Source organism: Paraburkholderia sediminicola (assembly GCF_046027825.1).
In the GTDB taxonomy this organism is placed as follows: Bacteria; Pseudomonadota; Gammaproteobacteria; order Burkholderiales; family Burkholderiaceae; genus Paraburkholderia; species Paraburkholderia sediminicola_D.
Genome location: NZ_JAQQDU010000040.1, coordinates 20,159 through 42,948 on the forward strand (window position 1 = coordinate 20,159; position 22,790 = coordinate 42,948).

Genomic DNA, 22,790 nt, shown 5'->3' on the forward strand with positions numbered 1-22,790 from the left:
TCGGACCGGGATAGCGCCCTAAAAGATTCTGGAAGTGGCGAAACCCAAGCGCACGGCGATTTATCTGACGAGTGCAAGTGCGCTCGCATACTAGGAGAGAAAGAGGGTGTTTAACGCGGATAAAGAATCAGCCCTGTTGGCACGCGCGATGGCGAAGATGGTCGCCGCGCAGGCCACGGCATTGGCACTGGACGAGGTCCTGAGCGAGTTGGCCGCGACGTTCCAGCAGCACGTCGGTTACCGCCTCTTCACTTTGTCGGTCTTCGAGAACGCGCCGGACTTTGTCGCACGGCGCATCTGGACGAGCCACCCGGCTGAATATCCGGTTGAAGGCACGAAGGGGAAGCCGTGCGGCGAGTGGGCGGAGCAGATTCTAGGGCGTCAGAAGGCATTCTTGTGCCGCGATGAGGCCGATGTCCGGCGCGTGTTGCCTGACCACGAAGCTCTCTTCAGGTTAGGCTGCGGGTCCGTTTTGAATTTGCCGGTACGGCTTTACGGTTCAGTAATGGGCACCGTCAACGTTCTTCACGAAGCGCACTGGTTTACGCCGGAGCGCATTGAGAAAGCTACGACCCTGCTGGCGCTGGCCTATACGCCGTTGTTACTGGACATTGGTCTTCGGTCCTCGCCAACGGGCTGGCTTGGCGGTCAGGTGTGACGTCGGCAATAAGACCAGTTTAATTAACTTTTACTCATGACCTCGGCTGTTGGCCGGAACTCATGATGCAAGGAGACGTGCTGTGACGATAAATAGGAAGACCGTACGCGTGGCAACCGATGTCGGTGGGACATTCACCGATCTTGTCTACTTTGAGACCGACCCGGTCAGTGGCAAGCAGACCATCCGAACCGCCAAATCGGATACGACGCCCCCCAATTTCGAGAAGGGCATTCTGAACGTATTGCGTAAGGCGGACGTGCGGCTCGAAGACGTAAGCTTTCTGGCGCACGGTACTACGGTCGTCATTAACGCATTGACGGAACGCAGAGGTGCGCGAACCGGGTTGATCACAACCACAGGATTTCGGGACGTATTGGAAATTGCACGAGCCAATCGCCCGGATTTCTTCAATCTCCGGTGGATCAAACCAGCGCCCTTTGTGTCGCGCCATCTGCGCCGCGAAATTGCCGGCCGCCTCCACTTCGATGGGCGGGAACGTGAGCCCCTGGATATGAAAGGGTTGAAGCAGATCCTCGACGATTTCCGGCGTGAAAACGTCGAAGCGGTGGCGATCTGCCTGTTGCATGCGTACGCGAATCCTGCACACGAACAGGCGGTACTGGCGGAGGTTCGCCGGCTCTGGCCGGAGGTGTCGGTCGTCGCTTCGCACCAGATCACGCGCGAATGGCGGGAATACGAAAGATCGAGTACGGCGGTGCTGTCCGCCTACGTGCAACCTATTGCTTCGCGCTATCTGAACAATCTCGAGCAGGGTCTGAGGGCGAACGGCTACAAAGCACCTTTGTACGTGATGCAGTCAAATTGTGGCGTCGATACCGTATCCCATGCGCGCGAGATTCCGATCACGATGGTCGAGTCTGGTCCGGCCAGCGGCTTCTGGGGGGCTGCCGAACTAGGGCGCCTGATCGGCGAGCCGAACGTACTGGCACTGGACATTGGCGGCACTACCGCCAAGTGTTCGCTGATCAAGAACGGGCAGGTCACGATTAAAACCGACTACTGGATTGAACGGGACCGTGTTAGCGCCGGCTATCCGATTATGGTGCCGGTGGTGGATCTCGTGGAGATTGGCAATGGCGGCGGTTCTATCGCGTGGATCGATGAATTCGACAAGTTGCACGTAGGCCCCCAGTCGGCTGGGGCATCGCCGGGGCCGGCCGCATACGGTCATGGCGGCACGAATGCAACCACCACGGATGCGAACCTCGTCCTTGGCCGCATCAACAAGGACTATTTCTGCGGCGGCGAACTCGTCGCCGATATGGCGGCCGTCGAGCGGGCGCTCGATCCGCTGGCAACGCAACTGCACCTGTCGCGCGAGGAAGTCGCGCGCGGGATCATCCGGATCGCCAACGACAATATGGTCAATGCGTTGAAGCTGGTGTCGCTCGGCCGCGGCCACGATCCGCGTGACTTCACGCTCGTCGCATTCGGCGGCGGCGGCGCGATGCACGCGGTCGCGCTCGGACAGGAGTTAGGCGTAAAGAAGGTGGTCATTCCGCGTGGCGCTTCGGTGTTCTCCGCGTGGGGCATGACAATGTCGGATCTGCGGCGCGACCTGTTCGTCAATCGCTTCTTCGACGCTGATCGCGAGGGTGCCATCAATGAAGCGCAGTCGTTGATGGAGGAACTCACTGCATCCGCGCTCGCACAGTTCACGGATGAGGACATTGCCCCAGACCGCGTCAAGCTGACGATCCATTGCAAGTTGCGTTACCAGAACCAGGAGCACGCAGTCGAGGTTCCGCTGCAGGCAGGCGAGCAGATCTCCACACACTGGGACCCGATCGCTGATCGCTTCCACGCAATGTACCAGCAGCAGTACACCTACCGTCTGGATGCGCCACTCGAGATCGTCGGCTTTCACCTTGTCACGGTCGCGGAGATCGGTAAGCTGGACCTTGATGAGATGCCTGTGACAGGAGCGACGGTGGAGGTGGCCGTGAAGGGACGTCGGTTCGTTGACTATGCGCTGGAGGGAAGCCACGAAGCACTCGTCTACGACAATGCGAAACTCGAACCCGGGATGTCATTTACAGGTCCCGCAATCATTGAAGACGCTGGCACGACGATCGTTGTACATCCGAACAACGGTGTCACCGTCGACCGTCTCGGCAACATCCATATCACGATTTGAGGACGACGGAGACCCGTAATGAGCCAGATTGACATTTTCACGCTTGAGATCATCCAGAATTCTCTTCAGGCAATCGCCGACGAGATGTTTGCTGCCATGCGCAAGACCGCGATGAGTCCCATCATCTACGAAGTTCTCGATATGGGGACCGGGGTCACTGACGCACGAGGAGAAATAGCGAGCTCAGGTTCCGGTCTCCCGGCATTGATCGGCGTCCTGGACAAGGCGGTCAAGCGGATCCGGGAGGACCATTCTGAACCGGGCGCAATTGAACCAGGTGATATTTTTATCACCAATGACCCGCATAGTGGCGGGGTAACGCATCTGAACGATGTGGTACTCGCGATGCCTGTTTTCGCGGATGGGCAGATCGTCGCGTGGACGGCCAACATCGCTCACTGGAACGATGTGGGCGGCATGGTACCGGGCTCGCTTTCCACAGACGCAACGGACATATTCCAGGAAGGACTGCGACTCGCGTCTGTTAAGTTGATTTCAAAGGGGCAGCCGATTCGCTCCGTTATGCAGATTCTACGCGCCAACACCCGCATGCCAGATTTTATGGAAGGCGACTTGTGGGCGGGCATCGCCGCGGTACGGAGCGGGGCGAGTCGTCTCGTTGAACTGACAGGCAAATACGGCACGGAGTTCTTTCTGCAGGCTCTCGAAGATTTTATGGACCACGGGGAGAAGGTATCCCTTAAGGCGCTTGAGGGGACGCCGCGCGGCCGTTTCACGATGGAGGAGCCTCAGGACGACGGACAGGTATTCAAGGTCTCGGTGGAAATCACGGAGGCCGAGATGATCGTCGATTTGCGCGATAACCCGGCCCAGGCAACAGGGCCGACCAATCTGAGTCGCGATGGGACGGTAGTCGCCGCGCAGGCGGCATTCAAGGCCGTGACTGCGCCTCAGGCTGCCACGAACGGAGGCACGTTTCGTCCGTTGAAGGTACTGACCAGCCCCGGTACCCTGTTCGATGCGCGGAGTCCGGCGGCCGAGGGGTTCTATTTCGAAAATCTGATTCGCGTTCACGATCTCATTTTGCGGTGCCTTGCGTTGCATCTGCCGGATCGCATGCCCGCCGGTAATTTTGGGTCAGTTTGCGTGACGATCATCGGCGGTGTGAATCCCGATACCGGCCGGATGTTCACGCTTGTCGAGCCTGAAAATGGCGGTTGGGGTGCGGAGCGCGAGCGCGACGGCAACAGCGCGGTCTATTCGGGCTTGAACGGCGAGACGTACAACTGCCCCGTCGAAGTTTGCGAGGCGCGCTATGGTCTGTTCGTCGACCGGATGGAACTAAACGACGAGCCGGGCGGACATGGTAAGCATCGCGGTGGGCGGGGTATTCGCCTCGATTATCGAGTTCGCTCGGACGGCACCTTCCTGACCTGCGGCTATACGCGGTCAAAGATTCTGCCATGGGGCCTCGAGGGAGGGCGGGACGGTTCCGCGAACTATGTAGAAGTGGTTCGCGCTGATGGTCATAGCGAGCGCCATTCCATGGTCAGCGGTTTGATGCTCAAGCAAGGCGACGTGATTCGGGTGCGGACGGGATCGGGCGGTGGTTACGGCGACCCGAGCGAACGCGGGCGTGAAGCGGTAATTGAAGACGTGCGTAACGGGTATCTCAGCGCGGAACTAGCAGACAAAATCTACGGTGTCCGGATCTGACGCGTTCGAACTTTTTGCGCAAGCAATCTTAATACCTGAAATTCGACGGAATGCCCCTCAGGGATGAGGTGCAGGTCGAAGACAACGAGTTTTGAGTCACGAGGTCAGGCGCGCCTAAATTCGTCGAAGAACGAGAAGGCGTGGTCGTGAACGATAGTCAGTAGCCCCCCGCGCGAACTGAAAACAGGCGATCTCAGATCGCTTTCAGGCGTGAAGTTCTTCAGGATCTGTAGGCAATATTTCGAGCTTCATTACCATCCCAATAACTTAGGATAACCTATTAAATAGAAGGGGACTGTGCTGTGGCGTATCGTATTAATTTTAGAATGACCGCGACCGTTTGAGCGCTGACGCTGATTTTGGCGCCCCTGCATGCACACGCGGACGCGTATATCGGCGTTAACCAGGGCGGCGCGCCTGGGTGGTCCCTCGAGACCTTTCCAATTTTCACTCACACCGGACCAAACTCGAATTCGATATCGACATTCTCGAACCCTGCATACTTTACCAAGACAGGATTCATAGGTACACATCGGACCAGCTAGAATTCTGGATGGGAACATTTACCGGCTATCACAACACTAACGGTATTTCAGGGGCGAGTGGCTTTGGCGTTTCCTATCCAGAGGTTGGGGTGGCGTACTATTACAACGTTGTCGTGCCCGATCAACCTGTGGGGCCGCTTGGATACAAAACATTTTGGACAGATCCGGCGCTTACTGTGAACTTCCCCAATGGCAGTAGCAAGAGCGCAGGCTTCGGAGCCGGGGCTAACCAGTATTCCTATGGCTTTAGCGTCGCGAACTACGTCCAGATTGGAAGAATTGGCGTCGCCGTTAATCCGGTTGAACTGACCTATGCATCGGCAAATTTAAATTCGACTGATGTGGGTAACGGGCAAATGGAGAAACTGCGAGGCGGCCTGAGTGTCACTTTTGCGGACATAAATGTTCGGAGTAAACGAATTTCACGATAGCGAGTCTGATGGGTAACCGAACCGGATGAGCTGCCGATGAAATACCTTGGTGAACTGAGTGAGCCGGAGAAAAAGACCTTGCAACAACTGTCGCGCAAGCATCCTCATCAGGACTTCCGTACCCGCGAACTGGCGCTGCTGCTGCTCGACGGCGGCCGACGGGTACATGGCACTGCGCTTGAGCTCGAAGTAAGCGACAAGTCCGTATACAACTGGATCCGCGCGTGGCACGACGGGTTGTGCGGTCTTCTGGTTGGCCATAAGGGCGGCCGCCCCCGGTCGCTGTCCGAGGTCATGATCGCCACGGCTATCGAGGCTGCAAGCGCCGAATTGATGACGCTCAAACAGATTGCGCAACGTGTCGAAGAAGTTCATGAGATGCCGTTTCCCTGTCGTCTGGAGGTGCTATCGGTCGCACTTAAACGCGCGGGGTTTTCCTATAAGCGCGGCCGTTACTCGTTGAAAAAAAACGTGACCCCGAGGAGTTCGCCGTGAAGGCCGACACCCTCGTGAAACTACGGCAGGCTGCACTCGACGGCGCGTGTCAGTTATCTATTTCGATCAATCCGGGTTCAGTGCTTCGCCCCCGGTGCAGTGGGGCTGGTCGCCCACCGGCAAGCCACACCGTGTCTTCCCGCTATCGCACTGCAGTCGCTCGGTCCTCGGTGCACTGGATTTCGGCGCCAATCTGCTGACGCTTCACACCAGCAAAACCACAATCAAACGGCACGATGTTGTGCAATTCCTCGATCAGATCACCCGGGAAAGCACACCTAGCCTGACGACGGTGGTGGTTCTCGACAACGCAAGGATCCATCACAACATCGACCAAGAAATCCTCGACCGGTGGCTTCTCGAACATCGTATGGTCCTGTTCTACCTGCCGCCGTACAGCCCCGAGCTCAATCTGATCGAAATCGTCTGGAAGCATGCCAAATATCACTTGCGACGTCTACCAGTCGAACTGGGCGAATTCATGGCGTATGCGCACACGCTGTCCATAGAGTGCCAAGAATGCACTCGCGAATATCGTCCGGCAACGGCCAATCCAGATGGCGGACATTGGATCGCTTACGGACTGCCTTGTGTTAGATCGATGATGAATGATGCGTCGTCCTTTATCTGCATCAGTGAAAAACTCGTGCGCAAGCCTGCGATACCTGGCAGTTTCCGAATCCGCTGGGTCAAAATGTTCGCATAGTGCTCTAGGTCACGAGCTATAACGATCATTACACAGTCTTCGGGCCCAGAGACGCCGTGACACATCACGACTTCTGGTATCAAACGCACTTCATCGGTAAATCGGACCGCTGTGTCTTCGTCATGGCGGTCGAGCACTATTGATACGAAAGCCAGTGTCTTAAGACCCAGCTTATGCCGGTTAAGGTGTGCTGCATATCCGGCGATAACGCCATCCTCCTCGAACTTTTTTAAACGCCTCCAGACGGGCGAATGAGACATGTTGACCAGCTCTCCTAGTTCTGTGCTGGTTAGCCTGCCATCGCGCTGTATGGCATCGAGTAGCGTCCGGTCAATCGCAGTAAGAGATTCCATTAAATTCTCTGGCTATTTCAAAAGTGGTGTGGGTAATGCGGTCTATGAGGTGTGTGGCGTGAAGGCTGGGAAGTCGAGCTTGCGGGCGATGAGGAACGGCACGGTTCGCATGGTTTTGAAGCTGGCGCGTCCCCGCGCCTTGCGCTTGGCAGCTTGAAACAGGCCGTTGATGATTTCAATGAAGACATTGGTCTGGCGCGTCTGGGTCCAGGCGACGACGCCGTCGAAATGACGAAGGATCACGCGTGCGACATTCTTCATTGGTTCGACCTTGGAACGCATGACTCCGGTATACCACTGGGGCACGTGGATCTGCTTGCGATTGAGAATCTCGCGCAGCCGTTCGCGGTACATCCAGGCACGGGCCGTGCGATTCGTACTGTACTGGCGGATCAGCGCCTCGAGATCGGTCTTCTGCTGCCCGCGGTGCACACCATCAAGCGCTTTGGACGCGTGCGCAACCACATGAAACTTGTCGAACGTCGCGCGCGCATCGGGCAGATGCTCGTCCACGCCATTGATGAAGGCGGGCGACATGTCGATGCTGACCGATTTAATCTGCGCGGGCCTTGCGTTGTGTTCCACCAGGTGATCGGCAAAGCGTTCTACAACGCCTGCATCCTTGTCGGGCGTGACGAACATCACGCGCCTGCGGTCCATGTCGGCGACCAGCGAGACATAGTCGTAGGCACGTCGGCACGAGGGTTCGTCAATGACTACCGCAGTGCCTTCGGACAAGTCAGTCGCGGACACGGCCATGTCCACGTAACGCTCACAGATGGCCTTCACGCGATACCACAACAGCTCCACCAGACGAGCCACCGCCTCGAATGTCATCTCCCGACACCGCATCAGCACGAGCGCTTCAAACAGCAGCGTAAAGCCATCCAGCTTGCCCATCCAGTCAGGCTCCACGAGCCGCGCCGAGCTGTCCGGCAAGTGGATACGCGGCACGCGCACCTCCAGATAACAGTCGAACCGGAAGAAATTCAAGCGGCGCAGCCGTTTGATGCCCGTGTCGTGCACCGCGTGTACGCCCGCTACGCCGGGGTAGGCAAAGCGGCTGCCCGCGGCAAAGTCCACGGCAATCGTCAGTTCCGCACCGAAATCGACACCTTGCACATACCACGGCGCCTTGATTCCGAGGGCGGCTTCAAACAGCTGGGTTAGGTTCGTCATAGGTTGCTTCGTCTCGCGGGGCGGGTCGCGGCGGAATACCGCGAGTCGCCCCGCCTGAGCATGTTTCCCCCACACGCGTCAAGTGTTCGCTTCGCTGGGCTTGCGCCCGCATTTGACCCGACAATTTACCCGCTCACTCAAGATTCGATGGAGTAAATTTTCTCATAAAAATTAATTTATCTGCAAAAATTTAGCTATTTATTAAAAATAAATGTCATTTTTGGAGAGAGATTGGCCATTTTTGTTTCGTATCATATTCCAAAAGCAGCGGAGACAGGCAATGCCATGGAGCACACTGGACGTCGCATCACCCGAACGGAAGTACTCGCCCGATTCATGTCCTGGCGGCATCTACAAACCGTTTATGTCCGACTACCGCTCTGAACGCAAGCGTGCACGCGCATCGCTGTGTCGCATGCTTAACCTGTCGTACGGAGCAGCTAGCACTGACCGCCTTGATTTCTTTCCTGCTTCATTCGCGGATACTCCCGCGTTGGTCTTTTTTCGCGGAGGCTATTGGCAGGAGCTTTCCAAAGGTGACTCGAGCTTTCCAGTGTCTAGCGTCCGCCATCATCGGTATCAAGAGATAACGTACTACAAACAGGTTCTTTTCGAGCGGAACCGCCTTTAGGAGACACAGCAATGAAACGACGGCAAGGGTTCGACGCTATCGTCGAACGTGAGAACGGACTGCACCGTGCACTATCTACTGGCCAATTATCGATGATTGCAATCGGTGGGGCGATTGGTACAGGACTATTCCTGGGGAGTGCTTTTGCGATCGGCTTCGCTGGGCCCAGCGTGTTGCTTAGCTACGCGGTCGGCGCGCTGATTGCGTTGCTTTTGATGGGATGTCTTGCAGAGATGACCGTAGCGCATCCGACGTCAGGATCGTTTGGCGCGTACGCTGAGTACTACATCAACCCGCTGGCGGGTTTTCTCGTGCGCTATGCCTATTGGTGTTCAATCGTCCTCGCGATTGGCACCGAGGTTACAGCAATAGCGATATACATGAAGTACTGGTTTCCGTCGCTTCCGGGATGGTATTGGATAGTCGGTTTTTCTGTTGCGCTGATTGGGGTTAACCTCGTAAGTGTAAAGGTCTTCGGTGCAGTCGAGTATGTGTTCTCAATGATCAAAATCGTCGCGATTTTGTTGTTCATCCTTCTCGGTGCCTACGTGGTGTTCACTGCCCCGCCGGCTTCGGGGATTGGATTCTCGAATTATTCCTCGCATGGTGGATTTTTCCCTAAAGGCGTATGGGGAATGTGGGAGGCAGTGATCGTCTCGATATTTAGTTATGTCGGTATTGAGATGATTGCGGTTGCGGCCGGCGAAGCGTGTGATCCACGGAAGAGCATTGCGCGGGCGTTTCGAGGGACGATGTTTCGGTTGGCGTTTTTCTATCTACTAACACTTGCTTTGATGCTCGCGATCGTCCCGTGGAACGTGGCTAGAACCGATGAAAGTCCCTTTGTGCGTGTAATGGGGGCTACGCATTTAGCTGGCGCGGCTTGGGCAATGAATGCGGTAATCCTTGTGGCAGCGCTGTCGGCAATGAATGGTCAACTTTATATTACTACTCGCATGATGTTCAGTTTGTCGCGTGCGGGGTTTGCGCCCCGCCGTCTAGGTCGTCTCAGCTCACGGGGCGTGCCCACGGCCGCATTATTTTTGTCATCCATTGGGATAGCCTTAGCAACCGTGCTCTACATAAATTATCCAGATGTATCATTCACGCTGATGATGTCCGTGTCGATGTTCGGTGCAATGTTTACCTGGTCAATGATATTCGTTACGCATCTGTTCTTTCGCAAGCAGCACAGCGGAAAGCCACTCCAGTTCAAAATGTGGGGTTTTCCGGCTACATCTCTCCTAGGCGCCGCGCTGATGATAGGAACAATGGTGACCACATACTTCACGCGGGAGTTCAAAATGACCATGGTTTGCGGCGTTCCGTTTATCTTGGGCTTATCTATTGTATATATCGTCTGCTATCGAAAGCCAATTAATCGGGAAAACTACATAGTTTATGACGAAAGGGCGGAATGACTTAATATGTAGTAAAATTTAAAACACGTCTCACCCTCCTTCAAATCGTCTCGATTATAGATGGTGGAGAAGGGTTATGCCTTGTTAATATGAAAATCTTGTAGCAACTGACCTCACTTGGAAGACTTTAGTCTGCCCGATCGCCTTAACATATTTTTCCTCAATAGGATCCGGTATGACCGTAAGCCGACCTCTCCCCCCTGCTGGTCTATGCAATGCAGTACCGAGCACGCGACATCATAAGTCTTGAGTTTCGTTACCGAATTACTTGTAGTCAGAAGGAATCCGCAAACGCTTTATCTAATTGGCGACCAAAGCAAGAATAAATTTCTTAAACCGGACGTACCGCAATGAAGTTGGTTACTAAAAAATTCACAAGCGCAACGTATCTAACCGGAGACAAGTCAATGAAAATTCGGACCATGCTGGCCGCATTCTGCGCGCTCGGCACTGTACTCGTTTGTCAAAATACATTCGCACAAAGTTCTGTCACGCTGTATGGCCTCGTCGACACGACTGTTCGTTATCTCTCGAATGCAGACGCGAACAACGACAGCCAGGTCGCGATGGGGGAAGGCGTTGAAACACCGAGCCGGTGGGGCTTGAAGGGTACTGAAGACCTCGGCGGCGGCCTGTCGGCGGTCTTCCGGTTGGAAAACCAGTTCCAGCTCTGGACGGGCAAGCTCGATAACAGCGACAACCAGCTGTTCCAGCGTCAGGCATACGTCGGTCTGGCGAGCAGCCAGTACGGCACGGTGACGGTCGGCCGGCAGCAGACTCCGTTCTTCGACCAGATGGGTAACACCTACGACCCGTTGACCGTCGCCGACTTCTGGCAGGACAGCTACGTGTATAACCCGGTCGGCCCGTTCCTGTCCACGAACAGTTCGGTCAAGTACAGCGGCACCTTCGCCGGCCTGACGGTCGAAGGTGTCTATGGCTTCGGCGGTGTGCCGGGCAGCGTCGGCTCGAACAGCATGTACGGCTTGACGGCTTCGTACTCGATTGGACCGCTGTCGGCCGACGCCGGCTTCCAGCAAAACGACGTCGAGGGCAAGAAATTCAACATCGTCAACGTGAGCACGGTGTACGCCTTCACCCCGGCCGTGAAGGTTCTCGCAGGCTGGCTGCATTCGCAGGACGAAACGGGTACGGCCGATCACGCCCAGCAGCAGGTAGGCGCGCCGGCGCTGGCGTTTGTGAGCCCGGACCGGATTGACGACAGCTTCTACGTCGGTTCGAGCTGGCAGGTCACTTCGCCGCTGACGTTGACGGTGGCGGGCTACTACGATCACGCTCGCAATGCGGCTACGCTCGACGGCACGCTCGGCGTGGGTATCAACTATTCGGCCACGGTGCTCGCCGAGTACGCGCTGTCCAAGCGCACCGAGGTCTACGGCACGGTTGACTTCACCCGCGGCAACGGCGCATTCCTCGCCGACTACCCGGGTCGCAACAACCAGACCGGCGTCGCGCTCGGCCTTCGCAACATATTCTGATGTGGGTGGGTGCCGAGAATAAGCAAGCCAGCAAGACTACCCGATATGAACATCGCTGGGACATTGCCAAAGGTGGGTGGCAATCCATAACGTATCGGCTCGCGTTTGGAGTGCCGTATGAGCGATCCACCCGATAGCAAGCCCCTTATCGCAAGGAGAAAGAAAATGGAAGCCAAAACATTTCAGCCGCCTAATCTCGATTGGAAAATCGTTGACGTCAGAGGTACCCCGATGGAAGAGGCTCGCGTTATGAACGGCGAGCAGGGCATCTACTCTGCATATTACCAGTTGCCTAAAGATACGGAGATAAAGCCCCACAAGCACGTAGCTTGGGTGCAAGTCATGGTCGTGCAAGGCGCAATGTCCGTAAGGGAAGGCGACGCGGTTGCACTTGTTAGATCGGGAGGTTGTTATTTCGTGCCGCCAGGCGGGCAACATTATGAGAAGGCGATCGAAGACACACTGGTATTGGTTACGAGCCCTGATCCGTAAAGGACGACTCATCGTGGGAACAGTACCATCGAAGGACAGCTCGCCTACACCGAATTCCTCGCCATGCTCCAGCATGATGAGGTCGCGCGGCGGGACCAGAAGAAACTATGCCTTCGATAGCCATCTGCGTGAGGAATTTTTCAACGCGACTGGTGTCGCACGGCGGTGCGGGCGCTTCAATCGACAGCGTCATTGGGCTTGTGCGTACCTATTTTCGGTAATGCTGCGCACCCCTCCGGAACCGCCCGGATGCTTACGTCGCCTGTCTCCATCGACCAATCGAGAGTGTTGTCATGAAATCACGTGCCGCAGTTGCATTCGCACCAGGAAAGCCCCTGGAAATCGTCGAGATCGACGTTGCGCCGCCGAAGAAAGGCGAAGTGCTGGTCAAAATCACACATACAGGTGTATGCCACACGGACGCCTTCACGCTATCGGGCGATGACCCGGAAGGGCTATTCCCCTGCGTTCTCGGTCATGAAGGCGCAGGGATCGTTGTGGAAGTCGGTGAAGGCGTGACGTCGGTCCAGCCCGGCGATCACGTCATTCCGCTGTACACCGCAGAATGCGGCGAATGTCTGTTCTGCAAGTCCGGCAAGACGAATTTGTGCGTCGCCGTGCGCGCCACGCAGGGCAAAGGTGTGATGCCAGATGGGACCTCGCGATTTTCCTATAACGGCCAGCCGATCTATCACTACATGGGTTGCTCGACCTTCAGCGAATACACCGTGGTGGCCGAGGTTTCGCTGGCAAAGGTCAATCCTGCGGCTAACCATGAGCAAGTCTGCCTGCTGGGGTGCGGTGTCACGACCGGCATCGGGGCTGTGCACAACACCGCGAAGGTGCAGCCTGGCGACAGCGTCGCTGTATTCGGTCTTGGCGGCATCGGTCTCGCGGTCGTCCAGGGTGCGCGTCAAGCCAAGGCTGGACGGATCATCGCGATTGATGCCAACCCTGCGAAATTCGATCTCGCGAAAGCGTTCGGCGCCACCGACTTCGTGAATCCGAAGGATCATGAAAAACCGATCCAGCAGGTGATCGTCGAAATGACTGGTTGGGGCGTCGACCATTCGTTTGAATGCATCGGCAATGTCAATGTGATGCGTGCTGCGTTGGAGTGTGCTCATCGCGGTTGGGGTCAGTCGATCGTCATCGGCGTCGCTGGAGCCGGTCAGGAGATATCCACGCGCCCATTCCAACTAGTCACCGGTCGCAGTTGGAAGGGCACAGCGTTCGGTGGCGTCAAGGGGCGCTCACAACTGCCGGGTATGGTGGAAGACGCGATGCGCGGCGATATCCAGCTAGCTCCGTTCGTCACGCACAAGTTACCGCTCGATCATATTAACGAAGCGTTTGATCTGATGCACGAGGGCAAGTCTATTCGCACTGTGATCAGCTATTAAGACGCGATGGTGCGTTCAGCACGTCGCAGCACTGATGCGCCAACTTTCTTGGAAACAATGGAGGATTCAAAAATGAGTACTGTGGCAATACACCCGTCGGTAGACTCAGGCGTAAGCAAAGGCGATCCGAACTTCGCCGGAGGTACGCTGAGCTGTCAATGCGAGAGCAATCAGGTAGAAGTGCATGTGCAGAGCAACGTTGCGCACAACCATGCATGCGGCTGCACGAAGTGCTGGAAACCTGGAGGCGCCCCCTTCTCAGTGGTCGGCGTTGTGCCGCGCGACAAGCTTGAGGTCACCAAACACGCCGATAAGCTGCAGGTTGTCGATCCGAATGCCGCTATCCAGCGTCATGCCTGCAAGGAATGCGACACGCACATGTACGGCCGTATCGAAAACCGTGCTCATCCGTTCTATGGTCTCGATTTCATTCACGTCGAGTTGTCGGCTGAAAAAGGTTGGGAAGAGCCTCGCTTCGCTGCTTTCGTATCTTCGGTCATCGAAGGCGGAGGTGCTCGACCGGAGCAGATGGACGGGTTGCGCACACGGCTCAATGAGCTTGGCCTGACACCGTACGATTCTCTCAACCCGCCGTTGATGGATGCGATGGCAACCCATATCGCGAAGCGCAGCGGCGTTCTCCAGTAAAAAAATCTTGGGCGGTTCGCCAGCTCGGAGCCGCCCTTCTCTGGAAATTGCAATGGAACGGATCGAACACCACGCCTGTTTCGACGGCCGGCAGGACGTCTACCGGCACCAGTCAGAATCGCTCGGCTGCGCCATGAACTTCTCCATTTTTCTGCCTGCACAGACGCAGAAGACGAAGCTGCCGGCCCTGTACTGGCTTTCCGGTTTAACCTGCACCGAGCAGAACTTCATCACGAAGGCTGGCGCGCAGCGGTATGCAGCGGAACACGGCTTGATAATCGTGGCGCCGGATACAAGTCCGCGCGGTGACGGTGTCGCCGACGACGCGGCTTATGACCTCGGCAAAGGCGCCGGCTTCTATGTCAATGCGACGAGGCAGCCTTGGGCGTCCCATTACCGGATGTACGACTATATCGTCAGCGAGCTACCCACTCTGATCGAAGCAAACTTCCCTGTTACAGACGCACGGTCGATCAGTGGGCACTCAATGGGTGGCCACGGCGCACTTGTATTGGCACTGCGAAATCCGGGTCATTACCGCAGCGTGTCGGCATTCTCGCCAATCGTTGCGCCTTCCGAGGTGCCGTGGGGTAGAAAAGCGTTCGAGGCCTATCTAGGGCAAGACCGTCAAGCGTGGAGCCGATATGATGCGTGCAAATTAGTCAGATCAGCCGAAGAAAAGCTGCCGATCCTGATAGATCAAGGAAATGAAGATGAGTTTCTGGAAACGCAACTCAGACCACACCTTTTAGAAGAGTCGTGCAAGGCAGCAGGACACCCTCTTACAGTTCGGCTCCGCCGTGGCTACGATCACAGCTATTACTTCATCGGGAGTTTCATCGGCGATCACATGGCGTTTCATGCCAGTGCACTCCTCGGATAGTCACGCTTAACTCGCCTCTAAGACGTGCCCCTACAGCTGCGCGAAAACACCATCAGCACGATTCAGCCTGTATCCACTAACCTGACAGTGCCATTTTCCCCGATAGATATTCTATATGAGTTTTGACAGGGATCAACTCGAGACATTTTCCGTAGTCGTTGAGACAGGTCATTTCGGCCGGGCGGCCCGAGTATTGAATGTGACTCGGGGTGCTGTGTCGCAGCGAATCATCGCACTGGAGGGAGCTCTTGGAACCCCACTGCTGATACGTGATGGCATTGCGCCGACACCTGCCGGGGAAGCGCTGCTTCGGCATATCCAGGCCCTCAAGCTTCTTGAGGCAGACACGCTCCAGAGAATCAAACCAGAGGAGAAAGGTAGGGCGAGGATTGCGATCGCTGTCAATGCAGATTCGTTGGCGACCTGGTTCGAGGCGGTGGCGTGTACTATCGCGAAAGGGAATTTCACGCTCGAATTAATCGTAGATGATCAAGACTATACTTTGCCTGTATTGACGCGCGGTGAGGCAATGGGCTGCGTTTCGACTGCGAGCAACGCGCCAACAGGTTTTGTAGCGGAACCCATTGGCGCCATGGAATATGAATGTGTCGCTGACCCGGAATTTGCTGGTGCGTACTTTCCCCAGGGACTTACGCTGCACGATATCCTGGCCGCGCCCGCTGTGCTTTTCAATCGCAAGGACGGGTTGCATACAGCGTTCCTTGAACGCCTGGTCGGTTTTCCCGTAAGCGGCTATTCCACGCACTTTTTCCCGTCGCCGGTGGCGTTGCTAATGGCGATTCGGGCAGGGGTCGGATACGGTCTGGTTCCATCCATACAGGTTCAGCCGCTGATCAATTCCGGCGACCTGATCTCTCTGGCACCACATAACAGCATTACGGTGAGTCTCTACTGGCACCATTGGGAGAAGGCGCCGCCAAACGCACAGGCGATCAGCGATCTGGTAATGCGTCACGCCCGTGAGACATTGACTCAACTGTCGTCAGCGTCACCTGATAAGCTAGGCGTCGGCATCGACGGTGACTGAGTACCAAGAGGAGTCGTCGTTTGATGAGGATCGCAAACCGGGTTGGATTTGCTCACTGAAATAGCGTTGTTCCGCCGAACTCCTAAAGTAACGACGAGCGATAGCGTAAGCGGAACAAGAAGGGAAGTCGCGTCGGGTATGAGTGTCGCTCCTGTCCATCGTATCAGGTAGCAGACCATGGTGATGCCGAAGCCGGCCGCGACTGTTGCTTTGGCGGTAGTATGAGAGACGGATGTACGCGTCAAGCTAAATAGTAGGAGAGGGCCCACCGAGGAGATGTAGACCGTATTGAGGTCGATCATCATGTCGACGAGGCTCTGTTCCCGGGTGGCGACGAGGGAACCCAGTGTGACCGGTAGAACGCGGGACCAGATTGGCGCTGTCGAGGAAGGTTGGCCGAGCGTGGTCGCGGCATCAGCCATTGCTCGCAGAATCGAGCATCCGGCGCCAAGTGCAGTCAGGCCTAGCATCGCGACAATGAAACCGCCCGTTGAACTCACTGCGTCACTCGAAAATGTGCGCATCAGTACAATGGGAACGATCTGTATGGGATCCATCAAGTGCTCGAGATGCCAGACCGGGGCAGCCGCGATTACAGCGGAGGCGGGTAGAAATCCGATAACGAATACGAGCGCTGCAGCCAGTAGACAACCAGCGCGGGCGGTCGCAGTAGCTCGGGCTGCGACCACGAATTGCTGATAATCCGCTCCGCATACGACCATCACTACGACCGAGATGACCGTGAGTGCCGTATGTACCGGTGGCATTGTGCGAAGCCCATCTAGGAACTCTATAGGCGCATTTAGCCAAACGGCGAACCCATTCATTTCGAATAGGGTGCGGACGAGCACGACATTGCACGCAAGCATGCAGATCGCGAATCCTGCAGCGAGCCACGAGAGTCGCATCAGCGAGAGCCCGATCAGAATACCGTCTATCAGAAGGAGTGCGAGCGTCGGTCTCAAGCCTGCCAGCGTCAGAATTGCGTATCCTCCTCGAATCTGTGTAGCGAGCACACCCGTCATCCAGATGAGTGACAGAAGCGCCACGCTGCGGCTTACCGAGGCGCCATAGAGTTGTTCAAAGCTGGCCCAGGGGGATTGCCGTCCAATCGACAGGGCGCGGGCACATGCGGCGAGCGCGATGAGACCCAAGGCGCTGGCGATTGCGTATAGACAGGCCGCCATTCCCTGGTGCAGGGCGAGTTCCCCCGTGCCGAGTAGAAAGCCAATACCGCAACTCGTGGAGACCAGCAAGCTCGCTACCTGTCCCGCATTCAATGTGCGTTCAGACATGAACTGCTCCCCAGCCACTTATGCTGGCATGTGCTCCACTCAGGTACTTATCGCAGACAATTGCGCGTTGATTGAATGCGGCGATTTGCTTGAGGATTGCGTGAGCGCGTGGCAGGTGGGAGTACGGAATGTGCGGGAAGAGGTGATGCGTTAGGTGGTAGCCGTTGTGATGGGGGTGAATCAAGACCGACAGGACCCCAAGATCGGGAGTCTCGCGGGTGTGTTGAAAGATCCCACCCGACTCCAGACCGTAGTGATCATTCATCTCCCGGAAGGTCGTGATGGCGTGAAAAACAGTCGCCTTCGCGGTTATCCATATTACGAGGAATAAAAGGGCAAAGTGTCTGCCGAAGAACAGGCATAGCACGGACTCGTGAGCGGTCCACCACAGAATGATCGTGAATCGCCGGGCGAGGGAAAGCCGTTTTCCCGCGAGGTGCCCGAGCAGTGAGCCCACCCACATCGAGGAGTTACCAACCATACGAGCGTAAACTTGGAGCCAGTGACGGAGGTCATGCGGGACGCGCGGGAGATAGTCGGGATCGCGAACTGGATCGCCGAGCCAGGCGTGGTGTCGGGCATGCTGAACGCGATAGACCGCGAAGTTCGCGAGGAGTGTGGGAGCGAGCAGGAATTGACCTATCAGGTCATTGAGGTTGCGCCGGGCGCTCAGGTTTTGATGGCTGGCATCATGTAGCAAATTGCCCAGTGCCCGTTGCCTGTTGCCGATGATGAAAATGGTGAGCACCATGATGCATGCGCCGATCCGATACTCGGCCCATGCAGCGACATATATGATTGTCCAATCGAACACGATGTCGAATAGCGATCGCAGCGTGCGAGGATGAGGTATCTGCCAGCCTGGATCAACCAGGGCGATGGCGGCATGCATTGCGGTCTGATCTGCAATGACGGATGATGATGCGGGGAAACTCATGATGGGGCCTCTCGAATAACATGATTCCCCCAGATGGTTTGGACGCTTGCGTTTATCGGATCAATGGCCTGATCTTAGGATCCCGGTTGTTCCAAAAGAAGTTGGTTAGTATTTTCAGATGGCGTCAATTTTTTTTAAATGCGGAGACAAGCTCGCGTCGAGCTGACCATTGTCTGCATCCTTGCGGAGGACAACGCCTTGGGCGAAAAAGATCTCGTGAAATTGTGCGCCAGACTTACTCCCGTCATGGCGCTGCCAGTCTATGTATTCTGTTCACTCCCAGACTTCAATTTGCCCGATGGGCTAGCGCCTTTCTGCACCGTTCGGGAGCTGGAGGGATTGACCGCAGTAATCGAGCAGTTTGATGCACACCGCCTCCGTCTGCCCTACACGTATGAGTCGCGGTTGATTACCTTGTCGGTCCATTCAAGTCTTGAGGCAGTTGGATTTCTTGCTGTGATTAGCCGCGCGCTCGCTCAGGCCGGCATCCCCTGCAATGCGGTTGCGGGCTATTGTCATGATCACATTTTCGTTCCAGTCGATAGGGCTGATGAATCGATGACACTTCTGAAGGCAATCGCGACCGGTGCTGGAGCATAACCATACTTCGATATGCACCGGGCAACGGGACGCTCTTAGGCCGTGTTAGGAACAGTCAATTTTTTTGTTACCCGGTGAATCTTAGTGGCAAGAGCTGAATGAACCTTGCACCGGTGCTATGTATTAAATAGATTAGAGAAAGCTGGCAAGAACCAGGTGGGTCATGAGAGAGATCCAGCTGGAGTTATCTGATCGTGCTGTGCCGTGATCTGTATCTGCGCCGACGTCGTGGGTCACGTGCGAGGATGAAGAGAAAGCAATATGAGCGAATCAAATGAGAATAATCCGGGCCAGCGATTTGACGAGACCGATGAACAGCACGAACCTGATCACCAGCGGCGGCGAACGGAGGAATCTCGCGCGTTGATCGGCCGCCTGACGGCCCGTCTGAGAGCGCGCGATCGACGTATCCGGTTGCTGGAACTCGCGATTGCCAGAACGGCGGTTATGCACCATGTGTGGACCTCACACCTTGAGCGCAAACTGGAACGGTTGCCAACAGCTGACACCACGGTTTCGGTCGGGGGCCCAGCGATCGCGTCCGCGCACGAGAACCGCGTAACCGTTCATCTTCCACACCTTACCCGCACTCTCGAGGCCCTGTTTGACGTGATGCGGGAGCATTGGTCGGAATGGGATCCGGAGCGTCTGCCCAAATCATCTACCGTTGCACGCGCCATCGACGAAAAGCTTGGCCTGAAAGGACAGGCTAACGGCGAAGCATCCCGGAGTGCCCAGACGTTTGCCGCGGCACTACGGCCGGACTCCGTCAACGAGGCGGATGGTCGGCATCGCTGAACGCATCTACCGACGGGATGCTCCGACGATATGACGGAATTGTCCGTCAGTCCCTCCTGCTGATTGAATAGGACCTGTTCAGCAAATCATTCAGCCAGGGCAGTGGGAGACGGATATGACAGTTCAATTGCGAGGAGCCGGGGCGATATTGAGACGCGGCCAGGTCGAACGGGAAGTCGGCCTGAAGCGCTCAACCATCTACCAACGGATGCAGGAAGGAACCTTCCCTCGCCCGATCCGTCTCGGTGAGCGCGCTGTTGGCTGGCGGGCATCGGATATTGAGCTATTTCTCCAGAACCCCACTGGCTATCGCGTTCCTAATCTTGATGACGAGGCACGTGATGGCTGAGCAGCACAAACAGCCTTCGCTCGACGCCCGGCTCGACAACTGGGCAAATGCGTCTCGGGGCTCCTATGACGCAATTGATGCTGCGCGCATCGAGCGGGCGTGGCAGAGACTTGCGATGCGTCAAAGGGACCTGCTGCGCATGGTGTATCTGTGGCGCGCCGGGCGTGAAGTCGTCTGCCGTCGGCTCAAGATTCCAAGGAATCCGTGGAGTCGATATGAGTTTGAACTTGCTTCCGCAAAGCAGGCGTTAGCGAGCCTGCTGGCGAGGACACCGTAAGGTCAAGCGCCATTAATTCGCTGGAGAAACGAAGGCGATGCCCCGCGAGATGCACCGCGCTTATTGACATTGAGGCTTCGTCAATAGTTTGAGAATCTGTTCCGGTCAACGTGCCGATTTGTTAATGGGCACGACCGAGTACGCGTAAGCGGCCCCGACGTATTGATGGATGCGTGCATGGGTCCGTGTCACAACCTTAGGCTGCGTTGGCGGCCTTTTTGTTTTCCGACTGATCCCCCTTGAGCCCGCGGTTAGCCTCCCGGCGCCGCGGGTTCCTTTTTCGCGCTTCCGCTTCCATACGTCGGTGCGGCATGGATGAAAGGAAGCGGATCATGAAGCGGTTTTGGTTGATGGTAGACGCGTGGTGGTCGCGAACGATGGGTGGCGTCGCGCGCCGGTGGTCGCCAGCCTTGGTGTTGTTCGCCGGTACCTCGATTCTCGCGCCCGGTGTGGCCCATGCAGACGACTGGGGCTGCCAGGTGATCCTGTGTCTCTCCAATCCGGGAGGCCCCGAACAGTACAGCGCGTGTGTGCCACCGATCGAGAAGCTATGGGGCGCACTGCGTCATGGCGATCCTTTTCCGACCTGTGATTTCGGTGCGGGCGGTTCGCAAGGGACGTTTGGATCCAACACATTCGCGAGCAGTGGTTACTGTCGGGAGGATCTGCTGTACTGGGGTGGTCCTGAGCAGAGCGAGCTGCTATGCCGCGCCACCGGGGCAATCAATCTCGATATCGACGACCACCTCTATACACGTGTCTGGTGGGACGTAGGCGGAGCAGGGCGGACGATAACCGAATTCTATGGTGTTGGCAGTACGCAGGTGCCTTATGACCCGTCGCAGTCTGCCACGCTGTTTTTGCAGAAGACCGAGCAGCAAAACGGGTTCGGCGGCGGAGGGCAATGATGATGCCAGTCGACTTCATCGCGCTCGCACAGCAGTGCGCACCTCAAGTCTCACCGGTCACGATGGCGGCAATCGTTCGGACAGAGTCGGGCTTCGATCCGTATGCGATCGGCGTCGTGAACGGTCGGCTCGTGCGTCAGCCGGCGAGTCTGAACGAAGCGGTGACGACAGCGCATGCACTCTCTGCCGCTGGCTGGAACTTTAGCGTCGGACTCGCGCAGGTGAACCGTGAGAACTGGTACGCGTACGGGTTGAACGAGCAGCGTGCATTCGATTCCTGTCGCAACCTGGCCGTGGGGGCCGCGATTTTGCTGGAGTGTTTCGAGTCAGCGCGACGCGCGCAGACCGATACCGGTGGTAACTCGCAGTCTGCGCTGCGCGCAAGCCTGTCCTGCTATGCGAGCGGCAATTTCTCGACCGGATATCGAACCGGCTACGTGCAGCGCGTGGTGAACAACGCCCGGATTGCTGCGCCGCCGTCGGTACCCGTCGTCGTGCCACCCATTGCGCCAATCGCTGTGGTGCCAGTCGATTCCCGGGAATCCTCATCGCCGCTTCGATTGCAGCCGACGGGAGATCCGATAGCACAACCGGCGGGGATCGTACCCGGTAGGCGGGACGCCGATACCGCCCGTAGTGCGGTGGTGTTCTAGCGCGCCGCAACGAACGAAGCAGAGTCATCCAAACAGGAAAAGGAGCTTTCCATGAAATCAGGACTACATATCAGTTTGTGGAGTCGTTCGAATCCTCCAGATTCGGGTTATGCCCGCAACAGGGCTGTACTGCGGGTCGTTGCCGCATGCGTGTCATTGCTGGTTACGTCTCCCGCCTGGGCGCAGCTCTCGCAGGTCAACACGCTCCTGAGCACCATCCAGACGACCCTGCTCGGCGTGGGTGGCGTGATCTGCTCGATCTCGATCATCTGGGCGGGTTTCCGGATGATGTTCCAGCACGCCCGGTTTGGCGATATCGCGAACGTGTTCATCGGCGGGTTGTTCGTTGGATGCGCGACGGTGATTGCCGGCATGCTGATTCCGACAACCTGACCCAGAGCAAGCGATCATGAATCCGCTTATTAACCCACTCAGGGATCCCGTCTTCAAGGGTTGCACGCGTCCCGCGATGCTGTGGGGCGTGCCGCTCGTGCCATTCCTAATGGTGGGTGGCGGCATGCTGGTCCCCGGGATCTGGGCGCTGCTCGCGAGTCCACCGCTTGGCGTCGCGCTGCTGTTCCTGATGATTCCGGTGTTCGTTGCAATGCGCGTCGTTACGCGTCGTGACGATCAGCGCCTCGCGCAATACGCGCTCCGCCTGCGTCTGGTGGTCCGCCAGGGTAACCGCCGGTTCTGGGGAATCCACGCCTATGTGCCTGTCCGCCTCAAGAGGAGGGCGTGAC

At 56.8% G+C, this 22,790-nt stretch carries 24 protein-coding genes and 1 pseudogene; 21 read left to right on the forward strand and 4 right to left on the reverse strand.

Annotated features, from left to right (window positions below; translation table 11 throughout):
- The first annotated feature begins 106 nt into the window (after positions 1-106).
- The 6 genes from PQQ96_RS21755 (at position 107) to PQQ96_RS21780 (ending at position 6,673) form a co-directional block, all read left to right on the forward strand.
- Entirely contained in the window at positions 107-658 is a 552-nt protein-coding gene (locus PQQ96_RS21755; protein ID WP_408296356.1) for a GAF domain-containing protein, read from the forward strand.
- A gap of 82 nt (positions 659-740) precedes the next feature.
- Complete coding sequence (locus tag PQQ96_RS21760; protein WP_408296358.1) at positions 741-2,819, forward strand: hydantoinase/oxoprolinase family protein; 2,079 nt, start codon at positions 741-743, stop codon at positions 2,817-2,819.
- 18 nt (positions 2,820-2,837) lie between these two features.
- The gene (locus PQQ96_RS21765) at positions 2,838-4,496 is read left to right on the forward strand and encodes a hydantoinase B/oxoprolinase family protein (protein WP_408296361.1); all 1,659 of its coding nucleotides are present in this window, start codon (positions 2,838-2,840) and stop codon (positions 4,494-4,496) included.
- Positions 4,497-5,049: 553 nt separating this feature from the next.
- Positions 5,050-5,472 (forward strand): hypothetical protein, encoded by a 423-nt coding sequence (locus PQQ96_RS21770; protein WP_408296364.1) that lies wholly within the window; start codon positions 5,050-5,052, stop codon positions 5,470-5,472.
- 36 nt (positions 5,473-5,508) lie between these two features.
- Positions 5,509-5,967, forward strand: a complete 459-nt coding sequence (locus tag PQQ96_RS21775) for a helix-turn-helix domain-containing protein (protein WP_408296367.1) — start codon at positions 5,509-5,511, stop codon at positions 5,965-5,967.
- Positions 5,968-6,013: 46 nt separating this feature from the next.
- Positions 6,014-6,673 (forward strand): transposase, encoded by a 660-nt coding sequence (locus PQQ96_RS21780; RefSeq protein WP_408296370.1) that lies wholly within the window; start codon positions 6,014-6,016, stop codon positions 6,671-6,673.
- Here PQQ96_RS21780 and PQQ96_RS21785 read toward each other — a convergent pair.
- Positions 6,640-7,026, reverse strand: a pseudogene (locus PQQ96_RS21785) (Lrp/AsnC family transcriptional regulator); the annotation flags it as partial. The gene PQQ96_RS21780 and the pseudogene PQQ96_RS21785 overlap by 34 nt on opposite strands.
- Before the next feature lie 42 nt (positions 7,027-7,068).
- The gene (locus tag PQQ96_RS21790) at positions 7,069-8,205 is read right to left on the reverse strand and encodes a transposase (protein WP_408296373.1); all 1,137 of its coding nucleotides are present in this window, start codon (positions 8,203-8,205) and stop codon (positions 7,069-7,071) included.
- A gap of 642 nt (positions 8,206-8,847) precedes the next feature.
- On the opposite strand from PQQ96_RS21790, the gene PQQ96_RS21795 reads away from it, so the two are divergent.
- The 7 genes from PQQ96_RS21795 to PQQ96_RS21825 all read left to right on the forward strand — a co-directional run bounded on the left by PQQ96_RS21795 (position 8,848) and on the right by PQQ96_RS21825 (position 16,230).
- Positions 8,848-10,257, forward strand: coding sequence for an amino acid permease (locus PQQ96_RS21795; RefSeq protein ID WP_408296376.1), 1,410 nt, complete (start codon positions 8,848-8,850; stop codon positions 10,255-10,257).
- 407 nt (positions 10,258-10,664) lie between these two features.
- On the forward strand, positions 10,665-11,756 hold the full coding sequence (locus PQQ96_RS21800; RefSeq protein ID WP_408296379.1) for a porin: 1,092 nt from the start codon (positions 10,665-10,667) through the stop codon (positions 11,754-11,756).
- Positions 11,757-11,873: 117 nt separating this feature from the next.
- The gene (locus tag PQQ96_RS21805; RefSeq protein WP_408296382.1) at positions 11,874-12,248 is read left to right on the forward strand and encodes a cupin domain-containing protein; all 375 of its coding nucleotides are present in this window, start codon (positions 11,874-11,876) and stop codon (positions 12,246-12,248) included.
- Positions 12,249-12,541: 293 nt separating this feature from the next.
- The gene (locus tag PQQ96_RS21810) at positions 12,542-13,651 is read left to right on the forward strand and encodes an S-(hydroxymethyl)glutathione dehydrogenase/class III alcohol dehydrogenase (protein WP_408296384.1); all 1,110 of its coding nucleotides are present in this window, start codon (positions 12,542-12,544) and stop codon (positions 13,649-13,651) included.
- A gap of 72 nt (positions 13,652-13,723) precedes the next feature.
- A complete protein-coding gene (gfa, locus tag PQQ96_RS21815) occupies positions 13,724-14,299 on the forward strand; it encodes an S-(hydroxymethyl)glutathione synthase (RefSeq protein ID WP_408296488.1) in 576 nt (191 codons plus the stop codon).
- Between the two features lie 52 nt (positions 14,300-14,351).
- The gene (gene fghA, locus PQQ96_RS21820; RefSeq protein ID WP_408296387.1) at positions 14,352-15,182 is read left to right on the forward strand and encodes an S-formylglutathione hydrolase; all 831 of its coding nucleotides are present in this window, start codon (positions 14,352-14,354) and stop codon (positions 15,180-15,182) included.
- A gap of 115 nt (positions 15,183-15,297) precedes the next feature.
- Entirely contained in the window at positions 15,298-16,230 is a 933-nt protein-coding gene (locus PQQ96_RS21825) for an HTH-type transcriptional regulator ArgP (RefSeq protein WP_408296390.1), read from the forward strand.
- Here PQQ96_RS21825 and PQQ96_RS21830 read toward each other — a convergent pair.
- Both PQQ96_RS21830 and PQQ96_RS21835 read right to left on the reverse strand, forming a co-directional pair.
- Positions 16,176-17,525 (reverse strand): SLC5/6 family protein, encoded by a 1,350-nt coding sequence (locus PQQ96_RS21830; RefSeq protein ID WP_408296393.1) that lies wholly within the window; start codon positions 17,523-17,525, stop codon positions 16,176-16,178. The genes PQQ96_RS21825 and PQQ96_RS21830 overlap by 55 nt on opposite strands.
- On the reverse strand, positions 17,518-18,462 hold the full coding sequence (locus tag PQQ96_RS21835) for a fatty acid desaturase family protein (protein ID WP_408296395.1): 945 nt from the start codon (positions 18,460-18,462) through the stop codon (positions 17,518-17,520). The genes PQQ96_RS21830 and PQQ96_RS21835 overlap by 8 nt, the downstream gene beginning before the upstream one ends.
- Positions 18,463-18,660: 198 nt before the next feature.
- Between PQQ96_RS21835 and PQQ96_RS21840 the strand changes: the two genes are divergently transcribed.
- The 8 genes from PQQ96_RS21840 (at position 18,661) to PQQ96_RS21875 (ending at position 22,789) form a co-directional block, all read left to right on the forward strand.
- Positions 18,661-19,062 (forward strand): ACT domain-containing protein, encoded by a 402-nt coding sequence (locus PQQ96_RS21840; RefSeq protein ID WP_408296398.1) that lies wholly within the window; start codon positions 18,661-18,663, stop codon positions 19,060-19,062.
- A 261-nt stretch (positions 19,063-19,323) separates the two neighbouring features.
- The gene (locus PQQ96_RS21845) at positions 19,324-19,860 is read left to right on the forward strand and encodes a hypothetical protein (protein WP_408296401.1); all 537 of its coding nucleotides are present in this window, start codon (positions 19,324-19,326) and stop codon (positions 19,858-19,860) included.
- Positions 19,861-19,975: 115 nt separating this feature from the next.
- Positions 19,976-20,209 (forward strand): helix-turn-helix transcriptional regulator, encoded by a 234-nt coding sequence (locus PQQ96_RS21850; protein WP_408296404.1) that lies wholly within the window; start codon positions 19,976-19,978, stop codon positions 20,207-20,209.
- Complete coding sequence (locus tag PQQ96_RS21855; protein ID WP_408296407.1) at positions 20,202-20,486, forward strand: hypothetical protein; 285 nt, start codon at positions 20,202-20,204, stop codon at positions 20,484-20,486. The genes PQQ96_RS21850 and PQQ96_RS21855 overlap by 8 nt, the downstream gene beginning before the upstream one ends.
- A 332-nt stretch (positions 20,487-20,818) precedes the next feature.
- Positions 20,819-21,394, forward strand: coding sequence for a hypothetical protein (locus PQQ96_RS21860; RefSeq protein WP_408296410.1), 576 nt, complete (start codon positions 20,819-20,821; stop codon positions 21,392-21,394).
- The gene (locus tag PQQ96_RS21865) at positions 21,394-22,047 is read left to right on the forward strand and encodes a lytic transglycosylase domain-containing protein (protein WP_408296491.1); all 654 of its coding nucleotides are present in this window, start codon (positions 21,394-21,396) and stop codon (positions 22,045-22,047) included. The genes PQQ96_RS21860 and PQQ96_RS21865 overlap by 1 nt, the downstream gene beginning before the upstream one ends.
- A gap of 51 nt (positions 22,048-22,098) precedes the next feature.
- The gene (locus PQQ96_RS21870) at positions 22,099-22,440 is read left to right on the forward strand and encodes a TrbC/VirB2 family protein (RefSeq protein ID WP_408296413.1); all 342 of its coding nucleotides are present in this window, start codon (positions 22,099-22,101) and stop codon (positions 22,438-22,440) included.
- A 16-nt stretch (positions 22,441-22,456) separates the two neighbouring features.
- On the forward strand, positions 22,457-22,789 hold the full coding sequence (locus PQQ96_RS21875; protein ID WP_408296416.1) for a VirB3 family type IV secretion system protein: 333 nt from the start codon (positions 22,457-22,459) through the stop codon (positions 22,787-22,789).
- Position 22,790: the final 1 nt, after the last annotated feature.